18 protein-coding genes are annotated in these 25,227 nt (G+C 71.0%); 10 read left to right on the top strand and 8 right to left on the bottom strand.

Annotation, left to right across the window (positions count from 1 at the left end; genetic code table 11):
• Positions 1-9 precede the first annotated feature (9 nt).
• Positions 10-2,061, bottom strand: a complete 2,052-nt coding sequence (locus NOD94_RS13325) for a prolyl oligopeptidase family serine peptidase (RefSeq protein WP_281206087.1) — start codon at positions 2,059-2,061, stop codon at positions 10-12.
• Positions 2,062-2,231: 170 nt separating this feature from the next.
• Here NOD94_RS13325 and NOD94_RS13320 point away from each other — a divergent pair, with 170 nt between their 5' ends.
• The gene (locus NOD94_RS13320) at positions 2,232-3,725 is read left to right on the top strand and encodes an MFS transporter (protein ID WP_281206101.1); all 1,494 of its coding nucleotides are present in this window, start codon (positions 2,232-2,234) and stop codon (positions 3,723-3,725) included.
• A gap of 75 nt (positions 3,726-3,800) precedes the next feature.
• Positions 3,801-4,343 (top strand): hypothetical protein, encoded by a 543-nt coding sequence (locus NOD94_RS13315; protein ID WP_281206086.1) that lies wholly within the window; start codon positions 3,801-3,803, stop codon positions 4,341-4,343.
• Positions 4,344-4,449: 106 nt separating this feature from the next.
• On the opposite strand, the gene NOD94_RS13310 is transcribed toward NOD94_RS13315, so the two are convergent.
• The 3 genes from NOD94_RS13310 to NOD94_RS13300 all read right to left on the bottom strand — a co-directional run bounded on the left by NOD94_RS13310 (position 4,450) and on the right by NOD94_RS13300 (position 7,261).
• Complete coding sequence (locus tag NOD94_RS13310) at positions 4,450-5,829, bottom strand: cytochrome P450 (protein ID WP_281206085.1); 1,380 nt, start codon at positions 5,827-5,829, stop codon at positions 4,450-4,452.
• Positions 5,830-5,975: 146 nt separating this feature from the next.
• Complete coding sequence (locus NOD94_RS13305; protein ID WP_281206084.1) at positions 5,976-6,524, bottom strand: excalibur calcium-binding domain-containing protein; 549 nt, start codon at positions 6,522-6,524, stop codon at positions 5,976-5,978.
• A 245-nt stretch (positions 6,525-6,769) separates the two neighbouring features.
• Positions 6,770-7,261 (bottom strand): NUDIX hydrolase, encoded by a 492-nt coding sequence (locus NOD94_RS13300; protein ID WP_281206083.1) that lies wholly within the window; start codon positions 7,259-7,261, stop codon positions 6,770-6,772.
• A 120-nt stretch (positions 7,262-7,381) separates the two neighbouring features.
• Between NOD94_RS13300 and NOD94_RS13295 the strand changes: the two genes are divergently transcribed.
• Together NOD94_RS13295 and NOD94_RS13290 are read left to right on the top strand one after the other, a co-directional pair.
• On the top strand, positions 7,382-7,831 hold the full coding sequence (locus NOD94_RS13295; protein ID WP_281206082.1) for a hypothetical protein: 450 nt from the start codon (positions 7,382-7,384) through the stop codon (positions 7,829-7,831).
• A gap of 98 nt (positions 7,832-7,929) precedes the next feature.
• Complete coding sequence (locus NOD94_RS13290) at positions 7,930-8,175, top strand: hypothetical protein (RefSeq protein ID WP_281206081.1); 246 nt, start codon at positions 7,930-7,932, stop codon at positions 8,173-8,175.
• A 96-nt stretch (positions 8,176-8,271) separates the two neighbouring features.
• Here the strand turns inward: NOD94_RS13290 and NOD94_RS13285 are convergent, their stop codons facing one another.
• Both NOD94_RS13285 and NOD94_RS13280 read right to left on the bottom strand, forming a co-directional pair.
• Positions 8,272-9,801, bottom strand: coding sequence for a UDP-N-acetylglucosamine 1-carboxyvinyltransferase (locus NOD94_RS13285; protein WP_281206080.1), 1,530 nt, complete (start codon positions 9,799-9,801; stop codon positions 8,272-8,274).
• 341 nt (positions 9,802-10,142) lie between these two features.
• The gene (locus NOD94_RS13280; RefSeq protein ID WP_281206079.1) at positions 10,143-12,164 is read right to left on the bottom strand and encodes an amidohydrolase; all 2,022 of its coding nucleotides are present in this window, start codon (positions 12,162-12,164) and stop codon (positions 10,143-10,145) included.
• A gap of 203 nt (positions 12,165-12,367) precedes the next feature.
• On the opposite strand from NOD94_RS13280, the gene NOD94_RS13275 reads away from it, so the two are divergent.
• The 5 genes from NOD94_RS13275 to NOD94_RS13255 all read left to right on the top strand — a co-directional run bounded on the left by NOD94_RS13275 (position 12,368) and on the right by NOD94_RS13255 (position 19,948).
• A complete protein-coding gene (locus NOD94_RS13275) occupies positions 12,368-13,369 on the top strand; it encodes a LacI family DNA-binding transcriptional regulator (RefSeq protein WP_281206078.1) in 1,002 nt (333 codons plus the stop codon).
• A gap of 154 nt (positions 13,370-13,523) precedes the next feature.
• The gene (gene acnA / locus NOD94_RS13270) at positions 13,524-16,238 is read left to right on the top strand and encodes an aconitate hydratase AcnA (protein WP_281206077.1); all 2,715 of its coding nucleotides are present in this window, start codon (positions 13,524-13,526) and stop codon (positions 16,236-16,238) included.
• A gap of 331 nt (positions 16,239-16,569) precedes the next feature.
• Positions 16,570-18,021 (top strand): N-acetylglucosamine/diacetylchitobiose ABC transporter substrate-binding protein, encoded by a 1,452-nt coding sequence (gene ngcE / locus NOD94_RS13265; protein ID WP_281206076.1) that lies wholly within the window; start codon positions 16,570-16,572, stop codon positions 18,019-18,021.
• Positions 18,022-18,064: 43 nt separating this feature from the next.
• Positions 18,065-19,009: a sugar ABC transporter permease gene (locus NOD94_RS13260; RefSeq protein ID WP_281206075.1), complete on the top strand. Its 945-nt coding sequence runs from the start codon at positions 18,065-18,067 to the stop codon at positions 19,007-19,009.
• A gap of 12 nt (positions 19,010-19,021) precedes the next feature.
• Positions 19,022-19,948: a carbohydrate ABC transporter permease gene (locus NOD94_RS13255; RefSeq protein WP_281206074.1), complete on the top strand. Its 927-nt coding sequence runs from the start codon at positions 19,022-19,024 to the stop codon at positions 19,946-19,948.
• 7 nt (positions 19,949-19,955) lie between these two features.
• Here the strand turns inward: NOD94_RS13255 and NOD94_RS13250 are convergent, their stop codons facing one another.
• Positions 19,956-20,678, bottom strand: a complete 723-nt coding sequence (locus tag NOD94_RS13250; RefSeq protein WP_281206073.1) for an MgtC/SapB family protein — start codon at positions 20,676-20,678, stop codon at positions 19,956-19,958.
• A 40-nt stretch (positions 20,679-20,718) separates the two neighbouring features.
• The gene (mgtA, locus tag NOD94_RS13245; protein WP_281206072.1) at positions 20,719-23,439 is read right to left on the bottom strand and encodes a magnesium-translocating P-type ATPase; all 2,721 of its coding nucleotides are present in this window, start codon (positions 23,437-23,439) and stop codon (positions 20,719-20,721) included.
• 573 nt (positions 23,440-24,012) lie between these two features.
• On the opposite strand from mgtA, the gene NOD94_RS13240 reads away from it, so the two are divergent.
• Positions 24,013-25,227, top strand: a complete 1,215-nt coding sequence (locus NOD94_RS13240) for an ROK family transcriptional regulator (protein WP_281206071.1) — start codon at positions 24,013-24,015, stop codon at positions 25,225-25,227.

Below are 25,227 nucleotides of genomic sequence, written 5' to 3'. Positions count from 1 at the left end.
GGACAGGGCCTACGCCAGTTCGCGCCGGAAGAAGTCCAGTTGGAGCGCCATCACCTTCTCCCGGGTGCCGCCCGGGGTCATGTGGGTGACGCCCGGCAGCGCGAGGAGCTGGTGGGGGCGGCCCGCGTCGGTGAGGGCGCGGGACAGCCGCAGGGTGTGCGAGGGGTGGACGTTGTCGTCGGCCAGGCCCGTGGTCAGGTGGAGCGGCCGGCTCAGTCCCGGGGCGTCCGGGATCAGCGAGTCCCGCTCGTACACCTCGGGATGTTCCGCGGGCAGGCCCAGGTACCGCTCGGTGTAGGCGGTGTCGTAGTGCCGGAAGTCGGTCGGTGCGGCCCCGGCGGCGGCCGCCCGGTAGAGGTCCGGGCGGCGCAGCACCGCGAGGGCGGCCAGGTAGCCGCCGTAGGACCAGCCGCGGACGCCGACCCGGCCCAGGTCCAGGTCCGGGTGCCGTTCGCCGAGGGCGAGCAGCGCCGCGGCCTGGTCCTCCAGGGTGACGTCGGAGAAGCCCCGGTACACGGCGTGCGTGAAGGCGGGCGAGACGTACGGGGTGCCCCGGTTGTCGACGGTGACGACGGCGAAGCCCTGGTCGGCCCACCACTGCTTGGCCTGCCAGCGGACCGGCTCGGCGCTGATGTCCTGGTAGCCGGGGCCCCCGTAGGCGTCGACCAGCACGGGCAGCCTGCGGCCCGGGACGTGGTCGCGGGGCAGGACCAGCGCGGTGGGCACCCCGTGCTCGGTGACCCGTTCCAGGACGGGCACCACCCGGTACGGCAGCGGCGCGGACCGGTCGGCGGGGGTGAGGCGGCGGCCGTCGGCGGTGTGCAGGGTGCGGCGGATGCCGTCGGCGTCGGCGGAGGTCAGCAGCAGGGCGCCGGCGCCGGCGAGCGCGCCGTGCACACCGGGTCCGTCGGCGAGCGGGGTCGCCTCCCCGGTGTCGGGGTCCAGGAGGAGCACCTGCTGTTCGGAGGGGTCGCGCTGCCCGACCTCGACCAGCAGCCGGCCCCGGTGGATCCCGGCCACGCGGCGGATCTGGATCCCGTCGCCCGTCAGGGGCTTCCCGTCGACGGTCAGTGCGCGCGCGACCCCGCCGGGGGTGTCGGCGGAGGTCAGCATCCGCCCGTCGGGAAGCCGGGCCGGGGTGCCGGGCAGGGCGTCCACCCACCGCGGGTGCGTGGTGCGGGACAGCTCCCGGGTCCGGCCGGTGGCCGGGTCGGCGCCGATCAGCAGTACGGTCCGCTGGAGCCGGTCCTGGACGGTCAGCAGGATCTCGCCGTCGGATTCCCAGGACGCGTCGGACAGGTACGGGAAGGCCTCCGCGTCCAGGTCGAGGCGTACGGGTCGTCCCGGCCCGAGGACCCACAGCTCCACCTCGGCGTTGGGCCCGCCGGCCTCGGGGTAGGCGAAGTCCTCGGCGGGCAGGTGGGGCCGGGCCGGGTCGGTGAACCAACGCCGCTGGAGGGCGCCCTCGTCGACGCGGGCGGCGAGCAGGCGCACCCCGTCGGGGGCCCACCAGTGCCCGCGGGCGCGTCCGAGTTCCTCGGCGGCGGCGAACTCCGCGAGGCCCCAGCGGGCTCCGTCGTCCGGGCTGACCCGGCCGCCCGGGACGACGTGGAGGGCGTCGTCGGCGACGTACGCGGTGCGCGAGCCGTCCGCGTTGGGGCGGGGGTCCAGGGCGGGTCCGGCGACCGGGAGCTCCTCGGGGCCGCCGGCGCCGTCGCAGGTGACCGCGTACAGCCGCCCGTACAGCGGGAACACGGCGCGCCGGCCGTCGCCGGACAGGGCGTACGTGCCGATCCCGGCGGTCACGAGCCGGGTCCGCTCACGCAACCGGCGTTCGGCGACGGGGAGTTCGCCCGGCTCGGGGGAGAGGGCGCGGGGGTGGGCCAGGAGGGTCTCGGCGCCGGTGGTGGTGTCGAGGACCCACAGGCCGTCGAGGGGGTCGGTGGGGCCGTCCGAGCGGAGGAACCAGAGGAGGCGGCCGTCGTCACCGAACGAGAAGCCGTGCGGGGCGCCGTGGGTGAAGCGGGCCGTGGCGGCGGAGAGCCTGAGGAAATCGTCCATGCGAGGCAGTGTGTCATGTGAAATATCACATGGGATAGGTGACGTGGCCTAGGCCATTCGAGTGGTGACCCTTGTGCACCGGGCATAGCGTCGACTAGGTGGACCCGAACACACAGCCGACCAGCAACGGGACCGACGGCACGGTCCGGGGGAGCCGGCACGGGCCGGCGCTGCTCGTCATCGCCTCCTGCCAGCTCATGGTCGTTCTCGACATCACCATCGTGAACATCGCGCTGCCGCACATCCAGACGGACCTCGGCTTCTCCACCGAGAGCCTCTCGTGGGTCGTCAACGCCTACACCCTCACCTTCGGTGGCCTGCTCCTGCTCGGCGGCCGGGTCGGCGACATCCTCGGCCGCCGGCGCGTCTTCATCTTCGGCGTGCTCCTGTTCGGCCTCGCCTCCCTGCTCGGCGGATTCGCCCAGAACGAAGGTCAGTTGATGGCCGCCCGGGCCCTCCAGGGCGTCGGCGGCGCCATCGCCTCGCCCACCGCCCTCGCGCTGATCACCACCACCTTCCGCGAGGGCCCCGAACGCAACCGCGCCTTCGGCGTGTTCGCCGCCGTATCGGCCGGCGGCGGAGCCATCGGCCTGCTCGCGGGCGGCATCCTCGTGGAATGGCTCGACTGGCGCTGGGTCCTCTTCGTCAACGTCCCCATCGCCCTGTTCATCGCCCTCGCCACCCCGAAGGTCATCCGCGAATCCGCCCGCCACCCCGGACACTTCGACATCGCGGGCGCGCTGCTGTCCACCCTCGGCATGGTCGCCCTGGTCTACGGATTCATCCGCGCCTCCCAGGACGGCTGGCGCGATCCGATCACCCTCGGTTCCTTCGGGGCGGCCGTGGTGCTGCTGCTCCTGTTCGTCCTCAACGAGAGCCGCTCGCCGCAACCCATCACACCGCTGCACATGTTCGCCGACCGCAACCGGGCCGGCACCTACGGGATCATGCTCTTCCTAGCCTGCGCGATCTTCGGCATGTTCTTCTTCCTGACCCTGTTCGTGCAGAACGTCCTCGGCTTCAGCCCCTTGCGGGCCGGCCTCGCCTTCCTCCCCGTCAGCGTCATGATCGCGCTGGCGGCCGCCGTCACGTCCCAACTGCTGCCCAAGTTCGGGCCCAAACCCTTCATGGTCACGGGCGCCCTGTGCTGCGCGATCGGGCTGGCCTGGCTGACGCAGACCGACATCCACTCCACGTACCTGGGCAGCGTCCTCGGCCCGATGCTGATCTTCGCCACCGGCATGGGCCTGCAGTTCGTCTCCCTCACCCTGATGGCCCTGTCCAACGTCCCGGACCGGGAGTCGGGTGCGGCCTCCGGACTGCTCAACACGATGCAGCAGGTGGGCGGCTCGCTCGGCCTGTCGATCCTGGTCACCGTCTTCGGCACCGCCAGCCGCAACGAGGCCCGCGGCCAGGTCCCGGCCTTCCTGAACACCGCCGACCCCGAGCAGAAGGCCGCCTTCCTGCGCACGGGCCAACTCCCCGACCCGTGGGGCGACCAGGTCCTCACCTCCGGTGTCAGCGCCGCCTTCATCGTGGCGGCGCTGTTCACCCTGGTCGGCGCCGTCATCGCGCTGTTCGTGATCCAGGTCAGGCCCTCCGACCTGGCACGGCTCCAGGGCAACCACACCCCGACCGCCGTCCGCAAGGAGCCGGGTGGGTAAGGTCGGCGTCTGCTGATCACAGACACGGGGGAAACGATGTTCGGTTCGACTGCGCGGGGTGCCGCGACCACGCTCATGACCTTGACCCTGGCGGCGTTCACCGTTTCCTGCGGGGGCGGCGACGACGCGAAGGCCTCCTCTTCCGCCTCGGCTTCGGCGTCCGCCTCGGCGTCCGCATCGGCCTCCGACTCGCCGTCCGCCGGGGCCGCGCCCTCCGCGTCCGTCTCCCCGCCCGCCTCCGCCGGCCAGTCCCCGAAGGCCTCCGCGTCGGCCGCCGTGCCCGCCGCCTCCGGCGCCCCCGGCGAGGAGCCCGTCTCCCTCGTGCGCGACGCCTTCGCCGGCCTCCAGGCCACGCTGAACGACTCCTGCACGCCCGGCAACTGCGCGTACTTCCTCGGCCGGGTCCACGACGAGCTGCACCGCATGGACCGCGCGATGAAGGCCGACCCCAAGGGCCCGGGCCACTTCCCCGAGCCGATCAACCTGATCGCGAAGCTCGACAAGCAGCTCGGCGGCGACCGGAGCTTCGAGAACCTGAAGAAGAACCAGACGACCCTGATCGCCACCCGCGACAAGATCAACACCTGGATGCAGGGCCACCCGGACGACTACCGCTGACGACTACCGCCGACGCCCACGGGTGCCCCCGCGTACGCCCGACGGGTGCCGACCGGCGCCCGTCGACGTCCGCGCACGGCCCCCGAAAGGGGCCGCCGCCGCGGGATCAACCGGTCACGCGGCGGATCCGGCAGCGCGCGGGACCCCGCGTCTCCAAGGTGATCCCGGCACTCACCGGGACCTCAGCGTCCACGGCCTCGAACTCGTAGGCGCGCAGCATCATCGCCAGCGCGATCACGGACTCCAGCATCGAGAAGTGCTGCCCGATGCAGGCGCGCGGGCCGCCGCCGAAGGGGAACCAGGCGTAGCGCGGCCGTCCGGCCTCCGCCTCCGGGGTGAACCGGTCGGGGTCGAAGCGCTCCGGATCGGGCCAGTAGCGCGGGTGGCGGTGCGTCACCCACGGCGCGAGGATCACGTCGGCGCCGGCGGGGACGGTGTACCCGGCGATCTCCGTCGCCGCGACCGACTTGCGGCCGATCGCCGGCGCCGCCGGGTACAGCCGCATCGCCTCCTTCAGCACCCGGGTGAGGTACGGGAGCCGGTCGAGGTCGGCGGCCTCCGGCGTACGGTCGCCCAGGACGCGGACGATCTCCTCACGGGCCCGCGCCTGTTCCTCCGGGTGCCGACCGAGCAGGTGCAGGGCGAACGCCAACGAGGTGGCGGTCGTCTCGTGCCCGGCCAACAGGAAGATCAACACCTGGTCGCGCAGCTCGGCGGCGTCGAAGGCGCCGTCGTCCGCACTGCGCGCCTCTGCCAGCAGGGTCAACAGGTCCTCGCCCCGGCCGCCGCCCGCCGCCGCCCCGCGCCGCTCGGAGACGATCCGGTCGCAGACCGCGTACAGCTCCTCCAGCGCGGCGGCCGCCCGCCGGTTGCCCGGGGTCGGCCAGGACCGGGGGGCCTTCACGGGGGAGTAGCCGCGGCGCAGCACGTACTGCGTGATGACCGGAAAACACCGGTCGACGACGTCGGCGGTGGCGTCCGCGTCGGTGCCGAACAGGATCCTGGACACCGCCCGCAGGGCCAGGTGCGTCATCTCGTCGCGGACGTCGACGATGCCGTCCCGGGCCCCGGCCCAGGCGGCGATCGCCTCCCCGGTCTCAGCCACGACCGCCCCGGCGTACCCGTCCACCCGCCTGCGGGTGAAGAGGGGTTGCACCAGCCGGCGCTGGCGCAGGTAGTCCTCGTCCTGGCTGGTCAGCAGGCCGTTGCCGAAGGAGTCCCGGATCTCCTGGTAGAAGACGTTGTCCTTGCGGAAGTTGGCCGATTCCGTGGCCAGCACCTGCTGCGCGCCCTCCGCGGAGAACACGCAGTACAGCTCGGCGCGCAGCCCCGGCGGGCCGGCGGTGATCCGTACGACGTCACCGTGCCGCTCGCGGGCCCGCCGGTAGGTTCCGAGCGAGTCCGAGGTCAGGTCGAGGAGCGACCCGAGCAGCGGGACCCCCTCCAGCCCCGGAACCACGTTGCCCGCACTCGTCTCCACTGCCATGGCCGCCCCCTCGACGTCGTACCGAAGGGTCGATTCTGCCGTCCCGCCGCCGGGCCCGCCGAGGGTGGGCGGGGCGGCCGGCCGAATACCGACGTCGTCCGTCGCGGTCGGTGGCCGCCCCGGCGTCCGCGGACGCCCACCCGCCCCTACTTGTCGCAGGCGATGCCGTCCTTGTCCCGGTCGAGGGCGTCGCGGTACCCGGGCTGGCCGCGCCGGATGGGCGCCGCTCCGGCGGCCTTCGCGGCGTCGCAGTTCTTGTAGTAGGTGCCACCACCGCCACCGGTCGTGCCGGTGGTCCCACCCGTGGTCCCGCCGGTGCCCGTGCTGCCGGTCTTGGTCGGGGTCGGGGTCGGCTTGGCGGTCTTGGGCGCGGCCGTCGGGGCCGTAGGGGCCTTCGAGGGCCGCAGGGTGGCCCCGGCCTTGTCCGGACACGGGGTGCCGGGCGCGACGATCGACAACTCGACGGTGCTCGTGGCCGTCACCTCACTGCCGGCGGCCGGGGTCTGGAAGCAGACGTCCCACTGCGAACGGTCCGCGGGCAGGGTGACGCCGGTGTACGCGGCGCGGGTCTCGACCTTCGTGGTGACGACCTTCTTCACCTCCGTCTCGGCCGCGGCGAACTTGAGCCCGACGACGGCCGGCATGACCGGCTGCGCGGACGCGCTCGGCGAGGCCGGGGCACTGGCGGACGGCACGGACGACGCCTTCGCGTCCGCCCCCTTCTTCGGTGCGGTGTCCTCGCACCCGGTGAGCAACAGGGCAACGGCCCCTACGGCGCCGACTATGGCAACGCCCCGACGGTGAAACATGGTTGGACCCCCCAGGTCAACGATGTCAACGGTGTCAAACGCTGTGGAAACGAAAAACGCCGCAGTCTACTCGTGTCAGCCCCGTCGGGTCAGCCGCTTGGAGTCATATTCCACTGACATCACGCTCGCCGTCAGGGGGTCTCCATGTACGCCACGCGCCCCTCCCTGCGGGCGGCGTCGATCTCCTTGAGCCGCCCGAAGTTCACCGGGGTCATCAGCCCTTCCCACTCCTCCACGGAACGGACCCCGACCTCCCGGTGCTCCGCCGGATCCAGGACGATCGCGGAGATCTGCTCGTCCGTGAGCGTGCCCCCGTCGAAGACGAAGCCGATGTGGTTCGCCGGCCACGCCTCGCCCTGGTGCCCGATGAAGTGCGTACCGAGCAGCCGCGTCGGCCCGTCGAAGACGATCCCGGTCTCCTCCAGGCACTCCCGCACCGCGCACTGCCAGGGCGTCTCCCCGGGGTCCATGTTCCCGCCCGGCCACTGCCACTCCTCGTACGCGTGCACCGCCCGCAACTGCACCGGCCGCCCGGCGGCATCGGTGAAGTACAGGCAGGCGTAACTGGTCGCCCGAGCAATGGTCTGAACGTACTCCGCAGGCGGCAGCCACCCGTCGGCCATGGGGTTTCCCTTCGGTCGTGTGCTCCGTCCCCCCAGTCTGTCGGCCCCGGCGGCCGGACGTGCGCGGGCGGACCTTCTCCGCGCGCCCCGGCGCCCGGTGTCGAACGGCATGCCGAGCCGATGGCCTCCGTGCGGCCCTATCGGGATGCGACCGCGGTCGGGCTGGCCGGCCGCGAACCGGACGACTACGCCCGCATGCGGGCGGAGGTCCAGCGCCTCATCGGCACCCCCCGGAGCCCCAAGGGGCAGAACGTGGTCAGCTACGCCGACTACATCGCCGCCGGGCTGAAGGGCGAGTACGGTAACGCCTGGTCGATCCCGCCCGTCACGCTCTGGTGCCGTCGCCCGCTGACGATCGATCCCGCCACCGGCGCCTCTTACCTGCCGATCCGCAACGGACTGATCGCCATCGACGGCGAAACCCAGGTCACCGCCCTGCACCGGATCAAGAAGTACGCGGGCGCCTACGGTCTGAAGGACTTCGACTTCGAGGGCGCGATGACGTCGACCCCGACGACATCAAGGATGCCGAGCCGAACGCCGTCAAGCGGGAGACCGTCGAGGCGCTGAGCGCCATCATCCGGGACCACGCGGAGCTCTTCCACGCCAAGACCGCGATCACGGCTCCCGCCGTCCTCGCCGGCCTCGGAGCCACGGTGCACCGTCAAATGTCCTGGTCCAAGGAGACCCTCCCCGCCGGGCAGACCGTACGGGGCCTGCTGGAGGACGTCCGCTGGGAGCGGGAGGCCGACTACTGGGGCGGCGTCGCCGCCAAGGTCAACGACAAGGGCACGGTCAGCTGGGCCGGCGGCGCCCGTGACTCGGGACACAAGGTCTACGAGGCCCTGAACAACCCTGCTTCCGAAGTCGGCCGCCAGATCCGCGGCCTGCCGTACCAGCGCCAGAACGTCTGACCGCACGGCACGGTGCCCCCTCCCCGTTTGCGTCGGGGAGGGGGCGCTGCCATTTTGCACGAGTTCGATGCAACCTGCTCGTCACCCGCAGGCGGGTCAGATGTCGCGGAAGATCTCGATCTGGGCGCCCACCGAGTTGAGGCGTTCGGCGAGTTCCTCGTAGCCGCGGTTGATGACGTAGACGTTGCGCAGGACCGAGGTGCCCTCGGCGGCCATCATGGCGAGCAGGACGACCACGGCCGGGCGCAGGGCCGGCGGGCACATCATCTCCGCCGCGCGCCAGCGGGTCGGGCCCTCGACCAGGACGCGGTGGGGGTCCAGGAGCTGGAGGCGGCCGCCGAGGCGGTTGAGGTCGGTCAGGTAGATGGCCCGGTTGTCGTACACCCAGTCGTGGATCAGGGTCTGGCCCTGGGCGACGGCGGCGATGGCGGCGAAGAACGGGACGTTGTCGATGTTCAGCCCGGGGAACGGCATCGGGTGGATCTTGTCGATGGGGGCTTCGAGCTTCGACGGGCGGACCGTGAGGTCGACCAGGCGGGTGCGGCCGTTGTCGGCGACGTACTCGGCCGAACGGTCGTGGTCGAGGCCCATCTCCTCCAGGACCGCGAGCTCGATCTCCATGAACTCGATCGGGACCCGGCGGATCGTCAGCTCCGACTCGGTGACGACCGCGGCGGCCAGCAGGCTCATCGCCTCGACCGGGTCCTCGGAGGGGGAGTAGTCCACGTCGACGTCGATGTTCGGGACGCCGTGGACGGTGAGGGTGGTGGTGCCGATGCCCTCGACCTCGACGCCCAGCGCCTCCAGGAAGAAGCACAGGTCCTGGACCATGTAGTTGGAGGAGGCGTTGCGGATGACGGTGACGCCGTCGTGGCGGGCCGCGGCCAGCAGCGCGTTCTCGGTGACCGTGTCCCCGCGCTCGGTCAGCACGATCGGGCGGTCGGGGGAGACGCCGGCCTCCACCTGCGCGTGGTAGATGCCCTCGGTCGCGGTGATGTCCAGGCCGAAGCGGCGCAGGGCGATCATGTGCGGCTCGATGGTGCGGGTGCCGAGGTCGCAGCCGCCGGCGTAGGGCAGGCGGAAGTGGTCCATGCGGTGCAGCAGCGGGCCCAGGAACATGATGATGCTGCGGGTCCGGCGGGCGGCGTCCGCGTCCATGGCGTCCATGTCGAGGCGCGCCGGCGGGATGAGTTCCAGGTCGACGCCGTCGTTGATCCAGCGGGTGCGCACGCCGATGGAGTTCAGGACCTCCAGGAGGCGGTACACCTCCTCGATGCGGGCCACGCGCCGGAGCACCGTGCGGCCCTTGTTGAGGAGCGAGGCGCACAGCAGGGCCACGCACGCGTTCTTGCTCGTCTTGACGTCGATGGCGCCGGACAGGCGCCTGCCGCCGACGACGCGCAGGTGCATCGGACCGGCGTAGCCCAGAGAGACGATCTCGCTGTCGAGAGCTTCGCCGATTCGGGCGATCATCTCAAGGCTGATGTTCTGGTTGCCGCGCTCGATCCGGTTCACGGCGCTCTGGCTGGTGCCGAGGGCGTCCGCGAGCTGACTCTGTGTCCAGCCACGGTGCTGCCGGGCGTCACGGATGAGCTTGCCGATGCGTACGAGGTAGTCGTCTGCCATGGGTGCACGGTATCTCAGATATGAGATGCCGCTCGCGCTGGGTGTGGCAGACGGGTGTTACCGACCGTCAGATTCGCTCCCCGCCTCGCCGTGTGGCGGGTGCGTCCGGTGAGGCGGGAGGGGGTGCGGGCAGGGTGTGGGCGGGGGTGCGGGTGGGCGTCGAGCCGCTGTTCCCCAGGCATGTCGCGGAGTTGGGCCGGCCGCCCGTTCGGCTCCGGATGGCGTGTCGTGCGATATGCCGCATACGGGGTCCTATTGCGCAGACCGTGTCGAAGCCGAAGCCGAAGCCGAAGCCGAAGCCGCAGGGGGCGGGCGCCACGCGCCCGCCCGCCCCCGGCGGCTCAGCCCGTCGCGCAGCCGCAGGCGCGGTGACGGCCGCCGTGGACCGCCGTCGCCGAGACGGGGCGCGGACCCGACGCCGGCCGGGCCGCCGCCCGGGCCGAAGCCGCCTTCCCCGCCGCCGAATCCGCGTCGTGCACCACCCGACCGCCGACCAGGGTCAGTCGTACCTCCGTGCCGCTGATGTCGGCCACCGGGCAGCGCGTCACGTCGCGGTCCAGGACGACCAGGTCCGCCGCCCGGCCCCGCTCCACCGTCCCCGTCAGCCCCTCCTGGCGCAGTTGCCACGCGGTCCCGGAGGTGTGCATCCGCAGTACGCTGCTCCGCTCCAGTCCCTCCAGCTCCCGGTACAGCGGCCCCGAACCGTGGGCGCCCTGCCGGTCGATCGCCGTACGCAGCTGGTTCCACACCTGGAGGGCGTCCACGGGCCAGTCGGAGCCGCCGGACAGGCGCGCCCCGGCCCGCTCCAGGCTGCGCGCCGGGTACATCCACCGGTGCCGTCGCGGTCCGATGTACGGCAGCAGCGCCTCCATCGTCCAGGTGTCCCGCGCCGCCCACTGGAGCTGCATGCAGGCCGTCACGCCGAGTTGCGCGAAGCGCCGCAGGTCGGCCGGGTCCACGAGCTGGAGGTGCGCCACCGCGTTGCGCGGATCCCGCAGCCCGGTCGCCCGGCGCGCGTACGCGTACCCGTCCAAGGCGGTGCGGACCGCCCGGTCGCCCAACCCGTGGGCGTGCATCTGCCATCCCGCCGCGTTGAAGGCCGCGGTCAGCCGGCCGTAGTCCGCCGCCGAGGTGTACAGCTCGCCGCGGTTCGCCGTCGGCTTCCCCGCCCCGTCCAGGTACGGCTCCAGCAGCGCGGCCGTCTGCGCCGGGTGCTCGATCACCCCGTCCAGGAACACCTTCACCATCCCGAACCGCAGGCCCGGCACCCCCTCGAACTCCCGCCGCAGCCCCCGCGCGTACGCGAGCGCGGCCGACGGGTCCTTCGCCTGCGCGGCGTCGAGCCGGATCGCCGGGACGATCCGCTGCGGCAGCCGGCCGGCCCCCGCCAACTCCCGGTAGAGGTCCAGCTCGTGCCGGCCCACCAGGGCGTCCATCATGGTCGTGACCCCGGAGGCCGCCGCCAGCTCCAGCACCGCGGCGCAGGCCGCGACGAGTTCCGCCCGGGAGGGCTCCGGCACGTGCCGCTTCACCAGGTCCTGGGCGTCGTCCTTGAACACGCCGGTCGGCAGCCCGTCCGGACCCCTCACGATCCGGCCGCCCACCGGATCGGGGGTCGCGGCGGTGACGCCGGCGATGTCCAGGGCCCGCCGGTTCGCCCACAGGTTGTGCCCGTCGCCGCCGACCAGGATCACGGGCCGCCGGGTCGCCAGCGCGTCCAGCAGGGAGTGGTGCGGGACGGTTCCGGTCGGCAGCAGCCCTACCGGGTTCCAGTCCTCCACCACCAGCCAGCGGTCCGGCTCCGCCGCCGCGCCCCCGGTGTCCGCGAGGAAACCGGTGAGGATCGCCCGCAGCTCGACCTCCGTGGTCTCCGCTCCCTCCAGCGAGGGCCGCAGCGACCGGTCGCCGGCGCCCAGCGGGTGCACGTGGCCGTCGTGGATGCCGCTCATCACGGTGTTCCCGCGCGCGTCCACCGTCTCGGTGTCCCGGCCGACGTACCGGCGCAGCGCCGCGTCCGGCCCCACGGCCAGGATCCGGCCGTCCCGCCCGACCGCCACCGACCGGGCCGTGCCACCCGTGCCCCCCGGGCCGTCCTGCTCCACCCCGGTGAACACCCGGGCGTTGTGGATGACCAGAGCCGCCGAAGCGCGCCCCGAGGAGCCCGAAGTCGCCGCCGCGGCGGGCGTCGCGACCGCACCGAGCAGTCCCGCCGCCCCCGCCGCGCCGGCCGCCGCGAGGAGCCCGCGCCGCGACAGGGCGGCGGACGGGGCGGAGGGCGGGGCGGACGCGGTCGGCAACACGGGCGCGGACGTGGGCGCGGAAGCGGAGGAGGTGGGGCGGGGCAGGGGCAGAGGTGTCGTCATGGCCGCTCCGAACGGAACAGAAGGGATCGGTGGATGTGGCGAGGACAGGACACTCCTTGATTAAGCCCGTAACCAGTACCCGTCCCGCCCGACGGATTCCGCAGCAGCAGCAGCAGCCCGCGCCGCCGCCGCAGCCCCCGCCGCAGCACCACCAGCCGCCGCCCCCCGCCACCCACCCACCCATCCATCCGTACGATGGCCGCGTGCCTGGACCGGGACCGACCATCGCCGACATCGCGCGCGCCGCCGAGGTCTCCACCGCGACCGTCTCGCACGCCCTCAACGGCACCGGCCGGCTCGGCGAGGGCACCCGCCGCCGGGTTCGCGAGACCGCCGCCGCCCTCGGGTACGGAGCCCGCCGCGGCCCCCGTACCCGCACCCTCGGCGTGGCCGTCACCACCTACGCCGGCTCGGCGTGGGACTTCGCCGGGGTCGCCTACTTCTCCCGCCTGCTCACCGCCGCAACCTCCGCCGCCCACGCCCGCGGCTACGCGCTGACCACCCTGCCCGCCGACCGGGGCGCCGAGCCCCTCTGGCACACCCTCGCCGTCGACGGGATGCTGCTGCTCGACAGCCCGGACGGCGACCGGGTGCTGCGGGCCCTGCGGGCGCGCGGACTCCCGGTGGTCTTCGACGGCCGCCCCACCGACCCGCGCCCCGGTGACATATGGGTGGACAACGACCACGCCGCCACCACCCGCGAGGTGCTGGACCACCTCGCCGCGTCCGGGGCCCGACGGATCGCCCTGCACTCGGGCTACGGCCGGGAGTTCTACACCGGGGCCGTCACCTCGGCCTACGAACAGTGGTGCGCGGAGCGCGGCCGCAAGGCCCGGATCGTCCTCTTCGACCCCGAGGACACGGCGGGGCGCGCCTTCGACGCCGCTTTCGCCGCGCCGGGCCGTCCCGACGCCGTCTACAGCGTGTATGACCCGGGCGGCCGCCAGGTGCTGGCCGCCGCCGAGCGCCACGGGATCCGCACGCCCCGGGACCTGCTTCTGGTCTGCGCGAGCGAGGATCCCGCGTACGAGGCGTCCGAACCTCCCGTGACGACCGTCACGCTGTGCCCCGAGCGGATTGCCGTGACGGCGGTGTCCGCGCTGGTCACACTGATCGAATCAGGGCATGCGGAATCCCCGGGTCAGCGCACGGTGGGGGCAGGACTGAGGGTGCGTGCCTCGTCCCTTCCCCCGGACATGTACTAGAGTTATCTCGACATCGAGATAACTGCCCAAGGCGTACCGCAGCCGTCCCGCCGGTAAGGGTTACCTAACTTAGCCTCACCTTAGCGGATTGGCCAGAGCGCCACACGGCAGGATTGCGGTAATACGCGCGAAATCATGCATGAAGGAGACTGTCGTGTCGGCGAACAGCTTCGACGCCCGCAGCACGCTGCAGGTGGGCGACGAGTCGTACGAGATCTTCAAGCTGGACAAGGTCGAGGGCTCCGCCCGCCTTCCCTACAGCCTGAAGGTCCTGCTGGAGAACCTGCTCCGCACCGAGGACGGCGCGAACATCACCGCCGACCACATCCGGTCGCTCGGCAACTGGGACTCGCAGGCCCAGCCCAGCGAGGAGATCCAGTTCACGCCGGCTCGCGTGATCATGCAGGACTTCACCGGCGTCCCCTGCGTCGTCGACCTCGCCACCATGCGCGAGGCCGTGAAGGCCCTCGGCGGCGACGCCTCCAAGATCAACCCGCTGGCCCCGGCCGAGCTGGTCATCGACCACTCGGTCATCGCCGACAAGTTCGGTACCCGCGAGGCGTTCGCCCAGAACGTGGAGCTGGAGTACGGCCGCAACAAGGAGCGCTACCAGTTCCTGCGCTGGGGCCAGACCGCCTTCGACGAGTTCAAGGTCGTCCCCCCGGGCACCGGCATCGTGCACCAGGTCAACATCGAGCACCTGGCCCGCACGGTCATGGTCCGCAACGGCCAGGCGTACCCCGACACCCTCGTCGGCACCGACTCGCACACCACCATGGTCAACGGCCTGGGCGTGCTGGGCTGGGGCGTCGGCGGCATCGAGGCCGAGGCCGCGATGCTCGGCCAGCCGGTCTCCATGCTGATCCCGCGCGTCGTCGGCTTCAAGCTGACCGGCGAGCTGCCCGCCGGCACCACCGCCACCGACCTCGTGCTGACCATCACCGAGATGCTCCGCAAGCACGGCGTCGTCGGCAAGTTCGTCGAGTTCTACGGTGAGGGCGTCGCCGCCACCTCCCTCGCGAACCGCGCCACCATCGGCAACATGTCGCCGGAGTTCGGCTCCACCGCCGCGACGTTCCCGATCGACGACGAGACGCTGAAGTACCTGCGCCTCACGGGCCGCGACGCCCAGCAGGTCGCCCTGGTCGAGGCGTACGCCAAGGAGCAGGGTCTGTGGCTGGACCCGGCCGCCGAGCCGGACTTCTCCGAGAAGCTGGAGCTCGACCTCTCCACGGTCGTCCCCTCCATCGCCGGCCCGAAGCGCCCGCAGGACCGCATCGTCCTCGCGAACGCCGCCGAGCAGTTCGCCGTGGACGTGCGCAACTACGTCAGCGACGACGAGGAGGCCGGCAAGGAGTCCTTCCCGGCGTCCGACGCCCCGGCGTCCTCCAACGGTGTGCCCACCAAGCCCACCCCGGTGACCCTGGCCGACGGCACCTCCTTCGAGATCGACCACGGCGCCGTCACCGTCGCCGCGATCACCTCCTGCACCAACACCTCGAACCCCTACGTCATGGTCGCCGCGGCGCTCGTGGCCAAGAAGGCGTCCGAGAAGGGCCTGACCCGCAAGCCGTGGGTCAAGACCACCCTGGCCCCGGGCTCGAAGGTCGTCACCGACTACTTCGACAAGGCCGGTCTGACCCCGTACCTCGACAAGATGGGCTTCAACCTCGTCGGGTACGGCTGCACCACCTGCATCGGCAACTCCGGTCCGCTGGACGAGGAGATCTCGAAGGCGATCAACGAGGCCGACCTCGCGGTCACCTCGGTCCTCTCGGGCAACCGCAACTTCGAGGGCCGCATCAACCCCGACGTCAAGATGAACTACCTGGCCTCCCCGCCGCTGGTCGTCGCGTACGCCATCGCGGGCTCCATGAAGGTGGACATCACCAAGGACGCGCTGGGCACCGACCTCGACGGCAAGCCGGTCTTCCTGGCCGACATCTGGCCGTCGGAGGCCGAGGTCAACGACGTCGTGGCGAACGCCATCGGCGAGGACATGTTCAACAAGTCCTACCAGGACGTCTTCGCGGGCGACGCCCAGTGGCAGGCGCTGGAGATCCCGACCGGCAACACCTTCGAGTGGGACCCGCAGTCCACCTACGTGCGCAAGCCCCCGTACTTCGAGGGCATGACGATGGAGACCACCCCGGTCTCCGACATCGCCGGCGCGCGCGTGCTGGCGAAGCTGGGCGACTCGGTCACCACCGACCACATCTCCCCGGCCGGCGCGATCAAGGCCGACACCCCGGCCGGCAAGTACCTCACGGAACACGGCGTCGAGCGCCGCGACTTCAACTCGTACGGTTCCCGCCGCGGCAACCACGAGGTCATGATCCGCGGTACCTTCGCCAACATCCGCCTGCGCAACCAGATCGCCGCGGGCACCGAGGGCGGCTTCACCCGCGACTTCACCGTCGAGGGCGCGCCGGTCTCCTTCATCTACGACGCCTCCCAGAACTACCAGGCCGCCGGCATCCCGCTGGTCATCCTGGCGGGCAAGGAGTACGGCTCGGGCTCGTCCCGCGACTGGGCCGCCAAGGGCACCGCGCTGCTCGGCGTCAAGGCCGTCATCGCCGAGTCCTACGAGCGCATCCACCGCTCCAACCTGATCGGCATGGGCGTCCTGCCCCTGCAGTTCCCCGAGGGCGCCACCGCGGCCTCCCTGGGCCTCACCGGCGAGGAGACCTTCTCCTTCACCGGTGTGGAGGAGCTGAACAACGGGACCACCCCGCGCACCGTCAAGGTGACCACCGACACCGGAGTGGAGTTCGACGCGGTCGTGCGCATCGACACGCCGGGTGAGGCGGACTACTACCGCAACGGCGGCATCATGCAGTACGTGCTCCGCAACCTCATCCGAGGCTAAGGGCGCGCCGGGCGGAGCGATCCGCCCGCGATCGGCACCATAGGGCCGTATCCCCGTACAAGGGGATACGGCCCTTCCGTTTGCTCGGGGCTCTCCTGGGGGAGCAGGCCAGGTGACGGTGAGGTCTCAACTCGGAAAAGCCGGGGACGATCCTTGTGCGCGATCTTGCTCAGCCGAGCGGAAGTGGACTATACCTGTGCCCGTCCGGACCACCGCGAAATGAGCGGCTCCGGACCGGGGGACGGCGGGGACCTGCGGCGATGCCGCATGCACGGGAACTGCCGTGTCTTCCCGCCGCCTTCACACTCCTGACGAAGGCGAGGACTTGAGCATGGGATCCACCTCCGCCCACGGCGAGAACAGCACCGGTGAGGGCCTCGGCCGCCGGGACCTGATCAAGCGCTCCGCGGCACTCGGCCTGATCGCCGTCCCGACGATGAGCTTCCTGTCCGCGTGCGCCTCCGGCGGCGAGGCGGCCCCGAAGGGCAACGAGTCCAAGGCCGCCACCTCCCCGGAGAACCCCTTCGGCGTCGCGAAGGGCGGCAAGCTGGAGGTGGTCGTATTCAAGGGCGGATTCGGTGACGACTACGCCAAGGCCTGGGAAGCCGCCTTCGACAAGAAGTGGGGCACCACCAGCTCCCACCTCGGCACCCAGGAGATCACAGCCAAACTCCAGCCGCGCTTCAACGGCGGCAACCCGCCGGACGTCGTCGACGACGCCGGCGCCCAGCAGATCAAGCTGGACGTGCTCTTCAAGGGCGGCCAGCTCGCCGACCTCACGCAGGTGCTCGACGCCCCCTCCCTCGACGACCCCGCCAAGAAGGTGCGCGACACCCTCATCAAGGGCACGATCGAACAGGGCACCCAGGGCGGCAAGTTCGTCGCCCTGAACTACGTCTACACCGTCTTCGGCCTCTGGTACTCCGGCAAGCTCTTCAAGGAGAAGGGCTGGACGGCGCCGAAGACCTGGGACGAGTTCCTCGCCGTGTGCGCCAAGGCCAAGGAGGCCGGCATCGGCGGCCTCGCCCACCAGGGCAAGTACCCGTACTACATCAACGTCGTCATCATGGACCTGATCGCCAAGAAGGGCGGTCTGGAGGCCATGAAGGCCATCGACAACCTGGAGCCGAACGCCTTCGAGGGCAACCCGGCGGCCCTGGCCGCGGTCGAGGCGGTCTACGAGGTCGTCGAGAAGGGCCTCCTGATGCCGGGCACCAACGGCCTCACCCACACGGAGTCCCAGACCGCCTGGAACCAGTACAAGGCCGCCTTCATCCCCTCCGGTTCCTGGCTGGAGAACGAGCAGCTGAAGCAGACCCCGGAGGACTTCGACATGAAGTTCCTGCCGATGCCCGTACTGGCCGACAGCAAGCTCCCCGTCGAGGCCATCCGGGCCGGCGCCGGCGAGCCCTTCATCGTCCCGGAGAAGGCCGCCAACAAGGCCGGTGGCCTGGAGTTCCTGCGCTCGATGCTGTCCCGCGAATGGTCGACGATCTTCGCGCAGCAGGCCAACTCGCTCACCGTCGTCAAGGACGGAGTGGACCCCGGCGTCAAGCTGCGGCCCGGCACCCAGTCCGCCGTCGAGGCCCTCAAGGGCGCCGGGGACAACACGTTCAACTACCTGTACACCGAGTGGTACAGCGAGATGGGCACCGAGATCGAGAACGCGTCCAACGAGCTGATGGCCCAGCGCATCCAGCCCAAGGAATGGATCAAGCGGGCCCAGGCCGCGGTGGACAAGGCGGCCAAGGACCCGAATGCCAAGAACAACAAGCGAAGCTGACACCGCGTCCACCGGGCACCCGGAACCATCAGGGACGGACACCATGAGCCAAGTAGCCACGAGCAGGGGACGGGGCGGCTTCATCGCCGGATTCCTCGTCCTGCCCCTCGCGCTGTACCTGACCTTCGTCATCTGGCCGTACATCCAGACGTTCGGCTATTCCTTCACCAACTGGTCGGGCCAGTCACCGACGTTCGAGCTCGTCGGGCTGGACAACTACTCGGCGCTGATGAAGGACGAGGTCTTCCTCGGGGCCCTGTGGCACAACCTGCTGCTCCTGGTGTTCGTCCCCGCGGTCACCATCCTGCTCGCCCTCTTCTTCGCCTTCATGGTGAACGCGGGAGGGCGCAGCGGGGCCGGTGGTGTCAGAGGGGTGCGAGGATCGGCCTTCTACAAGATCGTCTACTTCTTCCCGCAGGTCCTCTCCCTCGCCATCCTCGCGGTGCTGTTCGGCGCCGTGTACCGCAGTGACGAGGGCGGCCTGCTGAACGGCTTCCTCACCCGGATCGGCGTCGTCGACCCGGCCCACCCCATCGAATGGCTCAACGAGCCCGACCTGGTGCTCTGGTGCCTGCTGCTCGTGGTCGTGTGGCACGGCGTCGGCTTCTACCTGGTCCTCTTCTCGGCGGCCATGCAGTCCGTACCGAGGGACATCTACGAGGCCGCCCTGCTGGACGGCGCCGGCCGCGCCCAGACCTTCGTCAAGGTCACGCTGCCGCTGCTCTGGGACTCCGTACAGACCTCGGCGGTCTACCTGGGCATCGCCGCGATGGACATGTTCGTCCTCGTGTCGACCATGACCTCGGGCCAGTTCGGCGGCGGACCCGACCACCACAGCGAGGTCATGGCCACGGTCCTGATGCGCAACTTCCTCTACTTCGGCAAGAGCGGATACGCCTGCGCCATGGGCGTGGTCATGCTGATCCTGACCCTGATCCTTTCCCTTGTCACGCTGCGCGCCACCCGCCGCGAGCGCATCGAGTTCTGAGCGGGAGACACGATGACCACAGTGATCAAGGCCCCCGGTGAGGCCGCGGCCGAGAAGTCCGGCGGCAGCGGCCGCCCCAAGGGGGGCGGGAGCCGCACCTCCGACGGCATGGTGCTCAACGTCTTCTCGCACGGCTTCCTGGCCGTCTGGGCGATACTGATCGTCCTGCCGCTGATCTGGCTGACGCTCGGGTCCTTCAAGACGGACTCGCAGATCGGCGGATCGGCCCTCAGCTGGCCCTCGAACTGGAACTTCGACGCCTTCGGGCGCGCCTGGGACAAGGGCATCGGCGACTACTTCACCAACACGCTCATCGTGATGGTGTTCTCGGTGCCGCTCACCATGCTGCTGGGTTCCATGGCGGCGTACGTCCTGGCCCGGTACCCCTTCAAGGGCAACCGGATCATCTACTACTTCTTCGTCAGCGGGGCCATGTTCCCGGTGTTCCTGGCGCTGGTCCCGTTGTTCTTCATGGTCAAGCGCCTGGACATGCTGAACAGCTACCAGGGTCTGATCCTCGTCTACGTCGCCTACTCGATGCCGTTCACCGTCTTCTTCATGCACTCCTTCTTCCGCACCCTGCCGACGGCGGTGCACGAGGCGGCGGTGATCGACGGGGCCTCCGACACCCGGATCTTCTTCCAGGTGATGCTGCCGATGGCCAAGCCCGGCCTGATCAGCGTGGGGATATTCAATGTCCTGGGCCAGTGGAACCAGTACATCCTGCCCTCCGTGCTGATGCAGCCCCAGAGCGGATCGGACCCCGAGCGGTACATGCTCACCCAGGGCCTGATCCAACTCCAGTACCAGATGGGGTACGAGACGGACCTGCCGGTGCTGTTCGCCGGCGTGACCATCGCGATGATCCCGATGCTGGTGGTCTACCTGTCCTTCCAGCGCCAGATCCAGGCGGGACTGACCTCCGCGACCCTCAAGTAGCGGCGGCTCACGCCCGGTCCGGCAGCACCGACCAGCCGACCGCCGAGACCGCCGGGTCGAGCGAGAGGCTGCTCACGGCCTCCTCCAACGTCCGGCCCCGCGTCCCCTCGGCGGTCAGCAGCGCCGATACGGTGACCAGGCCGCCGGCCGGCCCGTCCTGGCTGCGGATCTCCCGCAGCTGGTACCCGGGCCGGCCCAGCGCGTCCACCACCCGGTGGCGGACGCGGGCCTCCTCCGCCTCCAGGCACACCGCCTCGAAGTGGTAGTCGGCCGCCACCTCCGCCCCGCCGCGCGGCTCGCGGTCCAGGCGCCGGCCCAGCGGGCGCAGCAGGAGGTTGGTCCCCACCACGCCCGCCGTGCCGAAGGCGGCCAGGACGAACAGGCCCGTACCCGCGAGGCAGCCCACGGCCGCCGAGCACCACAGGGTGGCGGCCGTGTTCAGGCCCCGGACGCCGAGCCCGTCCCGCATGATCACTCCGGCGCCGAGGAAGCCGATCCCGGAGACGACCTGGGCGGCGACCCGGGAGCCGTCGTAGGTCACCTCGGAGACGCTCCCGAGGAACCCGTACCGCGAGAGCAGCACGAACAGCGCGGCCCCGCCCGCGACCAGGGCGTTCGTACGCAGTCCCGCGAGCCGGGCCCGCCACTGCCGTTCCAGGCCGATCAGCGCGCCGAAGCCGAGCGCGGCGCCGAGGTGTCCGGCCATCTCCCATTCACTGAGCAGTCTCATCGGCCCGTCCTCCTTTCCGGTGCCCGTTGCCCGTTGCCCGCTACAGCCAGGTGCCGAAGCGGCGGATGTAGCGGGTCTTCACGAACTGGGTGAGCGTGCAGTACGCGAGCAGGACGCCGATCAGCCACGGGAAGTAGCTCGCCGGCAGGGCCACGAAGCCCAGCGAGGCGGCCAGCGGGGAGAAGGGCAGCCACAGGCCGGTCAGCACCGCGAGGACCGTCATCACCATCACCGGCCACGAGGCGCGGGACTGGATGAAGGGGATCCTGCGGGTACGGATCATGTGGACCACCAGGGTCTGCGAGAGCAGGCCCTCGACGAACCATCCGGACTGGAAGAGCGCCTGGTGCGCCTCGCTGTTCGCGGCGAACACGTTCCACATGATCACGAACATGGCGATGTCGAAGATCGAGCTGATGGGGCCGATGGTGACCATGAAGCGGAAGATGCCCTTGGCGTCCCAGTTGCGGGGCTTGCGCAGGTACTCCGCGTCCATCCGGTCCCAGGGCGTCGCCAGCTGGGAGATGTCGTAGACCAGGTTCTGCACCAGCAGCATGATCGCGAGCATCGGCTGGAAGGGGATGAACGCGCTCGCCACCAGCACCGAGAAGACGTTGCCGAAGTTCGACGACGCGGTCATCTTGATGTACTTGATCGTGTTGCCGAAGGTGGTGCGGCCCTGGACGACACCCTGCTCCAGGACGGTCAGGTCCTTCTCCAGCAGGATGATGTCCGCCGACTCCTTGGCGATGTCGACCGCGGTGTCGACCGAGATGCCGACGTCGGCGTCCCGCAGGGCGGCCGCGTCGTTGATCCCGTCCCCGAGGAAGCCGACGGTGTGCCCCTCGGCCTGCAGGGCCCGCACGATGCGGGCCTTCTGGACGGGGTTGGCCTTGGCGAAGACCGTCGTACGGGCGGCCAGCGCGCGCAGCGCCGTGTCGTCGAGGGCGTCCACCTCGGCGCCCGAGACCACGTGGCCCACCTCGATGCCGACCTCGGCGCAGACGCGGGCCGCGACGAGCTCGTTGTCCCCGGTGACCACCTTGACCGCGATGCCCTTGTCGGCGAGGCCCTGAAGGGCGGCGGCGGCGGAGGCCTTCGGCGGGTCGAGGAAGGCGAGGAAGCCGACCAGGGTCAGCCGGTCCTCGTCCGCGACGGTGTAGGTGTCGCGCGGTTCGGCGACGGTGCGGGTGGCGACGGCGAGGACCCGAAGGCCCCGCCGGTTGTTGTCCTCGGCGATCCGCGCCACGTGCCGGCGCAGCTCCGCGGTCAGTTCGGTCCGCTCGCCGCGGTCCGTCATGTGCGTGCACAGGCCGAGGACCTCCTCGACGGCACCCTTGGTGATCATGACGTGTTCGGCGCGGGCGGGGCCGGCCGCGAGGCCGTTGCGGTTCAGGACCACCGTCATCCGGCGCCGGGCGAAGTCGAAGGGGATCTCGTCGACCATCGAGAACCGTGCGTCGACGACAACCTCCTCGGCCTCGTCCACGCGGTCGATGACGGCCCGGTCCATGAGGTTCCGCAGACCCGTCTGGAAGTGGGCGTTCAGGTAGCCGTACTCCAGGACCTCGGTGTCCTCGTCGCCGTGGACGTCGAGGTAGCGGTCCAGGACGATCCGATCCTCGGTGAGGGTGCCGGTCTTGTCCGTGCACAGGACGTCCATCGCGCCCAGGTTCTGGATCGCGTTCAGCCGCTTGACGACCACCTTGCGGCGGGACATCGCCACCGCGCCGCGGGCCAGGTTCGCGGAGACCACCATCGGCAGCATCTCGGGGGTCAGGCCCACCGCGACGGCGATGCCGAAGAGGAAAGCCTCGTTCCAGTCGCCCTTGGTCAGACCGTTGATCATGAAGACGATCGGGACCATCACCAGCATGAAGCGGATCAGCAGGAAGCTGACCTTGCGCACCCCGGTGTCGAAGTTGGTCTGCGGACGCTCGCCGACGAGCGAGCCGGCCATGGAGCCGAACCAGGTGTCCGCGCCGGTGGCCACGACCACGCCGGTCGCTGTCCCGGACGTGACCGAGGTCCCCATCAGGCAGAGGTTGTCGGCCTCGACGGGATCGACGGCGACGGTCGTGCCCGGGTCGTCCGCCCTGATGTCGGCCTTGGCGACCGGCAGCGACTCCCCGGACAGGGCGGCCTGGGAGACCATCAGGTCCTTGGCGGCGACGAGCCGCAGGTCGGCCGGGATCAGGTCGCCCGCGGCCAGCTTCACGAGGTCGCCCGGGACCACCTGGTCCATGGGGACCTCGAAGGTGGTCGGCGCGGAACCGCTGCCGGCCCGGCGCTGCACCGCGCAGGTGGTGGTGACGAGCTGCTTCAGGGCGTCGGCGGCGCGGCCGGAGCGGAACTCCTGCCAGAAGCGGAGCAGCCCGCTGATCCCCACCATCACGGAGAGGATGACGACGCCCGGGTCGGCCGGGTCCTGCCAGAACATGACGGCGGCGAGGAAGACCAGGACCCCGATGAAGGGGTTCCAGTACGCCTTCGCGAGCTGGACCGGCCAGCGGGGGGCGCGCTCCCGGGCCACGACGTTGGCGCCGTGCCGCTCCAGGCGCAGCGCCGCCTCGGCGTGGGTGAGTCCGGCGCGGGAGGTGTCGAGGTCCTGGAGGACCTGGACGCCCGTGCGGGCGCCGAGCGCGGACAGGCGCTCGCCGACGAGGCGGGTTCCCGCCTCCAACTCGGCGGCCTTGCGCTCGCGGCGGGTCCGGCCCGGCGGCGCGAGCTTGGTGGGGGTACGAGGGGTGAGCATGGTCATGACGAATACCTCCCTCCACGGTGTCCGGGCAGCGCGGAGCCGCGCGGTCACGTGGAGTGATCATGGGTCGGCGCGAAGCGGCCGCGAAGGGCTCGGTGCGCCGGTGGGCATGGATGACGCGGCCCCGGCACGTGAGTGCAGGGCATGCGGAAGGAGTGGAGCGGTGCCTCAATGGAAGGGGCACGGGAACGGCGCGGGCGCCGCCGTGCTCATCCGGTGGAGGGCCGGCCGATCGGAAGGGTCAGCCGAGCAGGGCACTGCGAGGACTTCGATCGGGACTCATCCCGAACACCTCCTCGCGTAGCGCCGTCATTGCGGGCGCCCGGTCCGGCCGGAAAGGCCGCAGAGGACCGGCGCCTCAGCGACCGTAACACGATCCGGGAGGTACCCGATCATCCTTTTGGTCACCGGTGTCCTTTTCGTGCTGCGTCAGCCTCTTGACGTGTGGAGGCCCAAAGGCTCGACTTAAGGTTCACAAGTTGGAGAGACGCCGGTGTCTCGGAGCGCTCAGCCGCGACGGCCGGCCAGGGGGGCGACGGCTCGCCGTCGCTTATGGGCAGGAGTGGATGAGTCGTGCAGACTCCCGGATCGCAGTCCTCGCTGCATCGCGCGAATCTGGAACGGGTCGTGCGGGCCGTGCGGCTCGCCGGTTCGCTGACCCAGGCGGAGATCGCCCGTGCCACCGGACTGTCGGCGGCCACGGTCTCCAACATCGTCCGCGAGCTCAAGGAGGCCGGGACCGTCGAGGTCATCGACACCTCGGCCGGCGGCCGCCGGGCCCGCAGCGTCTCGCTCAGCGGGGACGCGGGGATCGTGATCGGCGTGGACTTCGGCCACACCCACCTGCGGGTGGCCGTCGGCAACCTCGCGCACCAGGTGCTGGCCGAGGAGTCCGAGCCGCTCGACGTGGACGCGTCCTGGGTGGAGGGCTTCGACCGGGCCGAGGCACTGGTCGGACGGCTGATCGAGGGCGTCGGCGTGGGCCGGGACAAGGTCATCGGCGTGGGTCTCGGCGTGCCGGGACCCATCGACGTGGAGTCCGGCACGCTGGGCTCCACCGCGATCCTGCCCGGCTGGGCCGGGATCAACCCGCGCCAGGAGCTCTCGCAGCGCCTGGGCGTGCCGGTCTACGTGGACAACGACGCGAACCTCGGCGCGCTGGGCGAGTTGGTCTGGGGCAGCGGCCGGGGGGTCAAGGACCTGGCCTACATCAAGGTCGCCAGCGGTGTCGGCGCGGGGCTGGTGATCAACGGCCAGATCTACCGGGGACCCGGCGGCACGGCCGGCGAGATCGGGCACATCACCCTCGACGAATCGGGCCCCGTCTGCCGCTGCGGCAACCGCGGTTGCCTGGAGACCTTCGCCGCGGCCCGCTACGTGCTGCCGCTCCTGGAGAGCAGCCACGGACCGGACCTGACGATGGAGCGGGTGGTCGAGCTGGCCCGCGAGGGGGACCCCGGCTGCCGTCGGGTCATCACCGACGTCGGCCGGCACATCGGCAGCGGCGTGGCCAGCCTCTGCAACCTCTTGAACCCGAGCCGCGTGGTGCTCGGCGGCTCGCTCGCGGAGGCCGGGGAGTTGGTCCTGACGCCCATCCGCGAGTCCGTCGGGCGGTACGCGATCCCCAGCGCGGCCCGGCAGTTGTCGGTCCTCACGGGGTCGCTGGGGGGCCGCGCGGAGGTGCTCGGCGCACTGGCCCTCGTCCTCAGCGAGATGGGCGATTCGACGCTTTTGGCGGAAAATGGCATAGGGGTGCGAGCGCCTGCCGTCATGTCTTCAGTTAGATAA

Source organism: Streptomyces sp. Isolate_45 (genome assembly GCF_024721315.2).
Lineage (GTDB): Bacteria > Actinomycetota > Actinomycetes > Streptomycetales > Streptomycetaceae > Streptomyces.
This window is presented reverse-complemented; position numbering and strand designations above follow the sequence as displayed.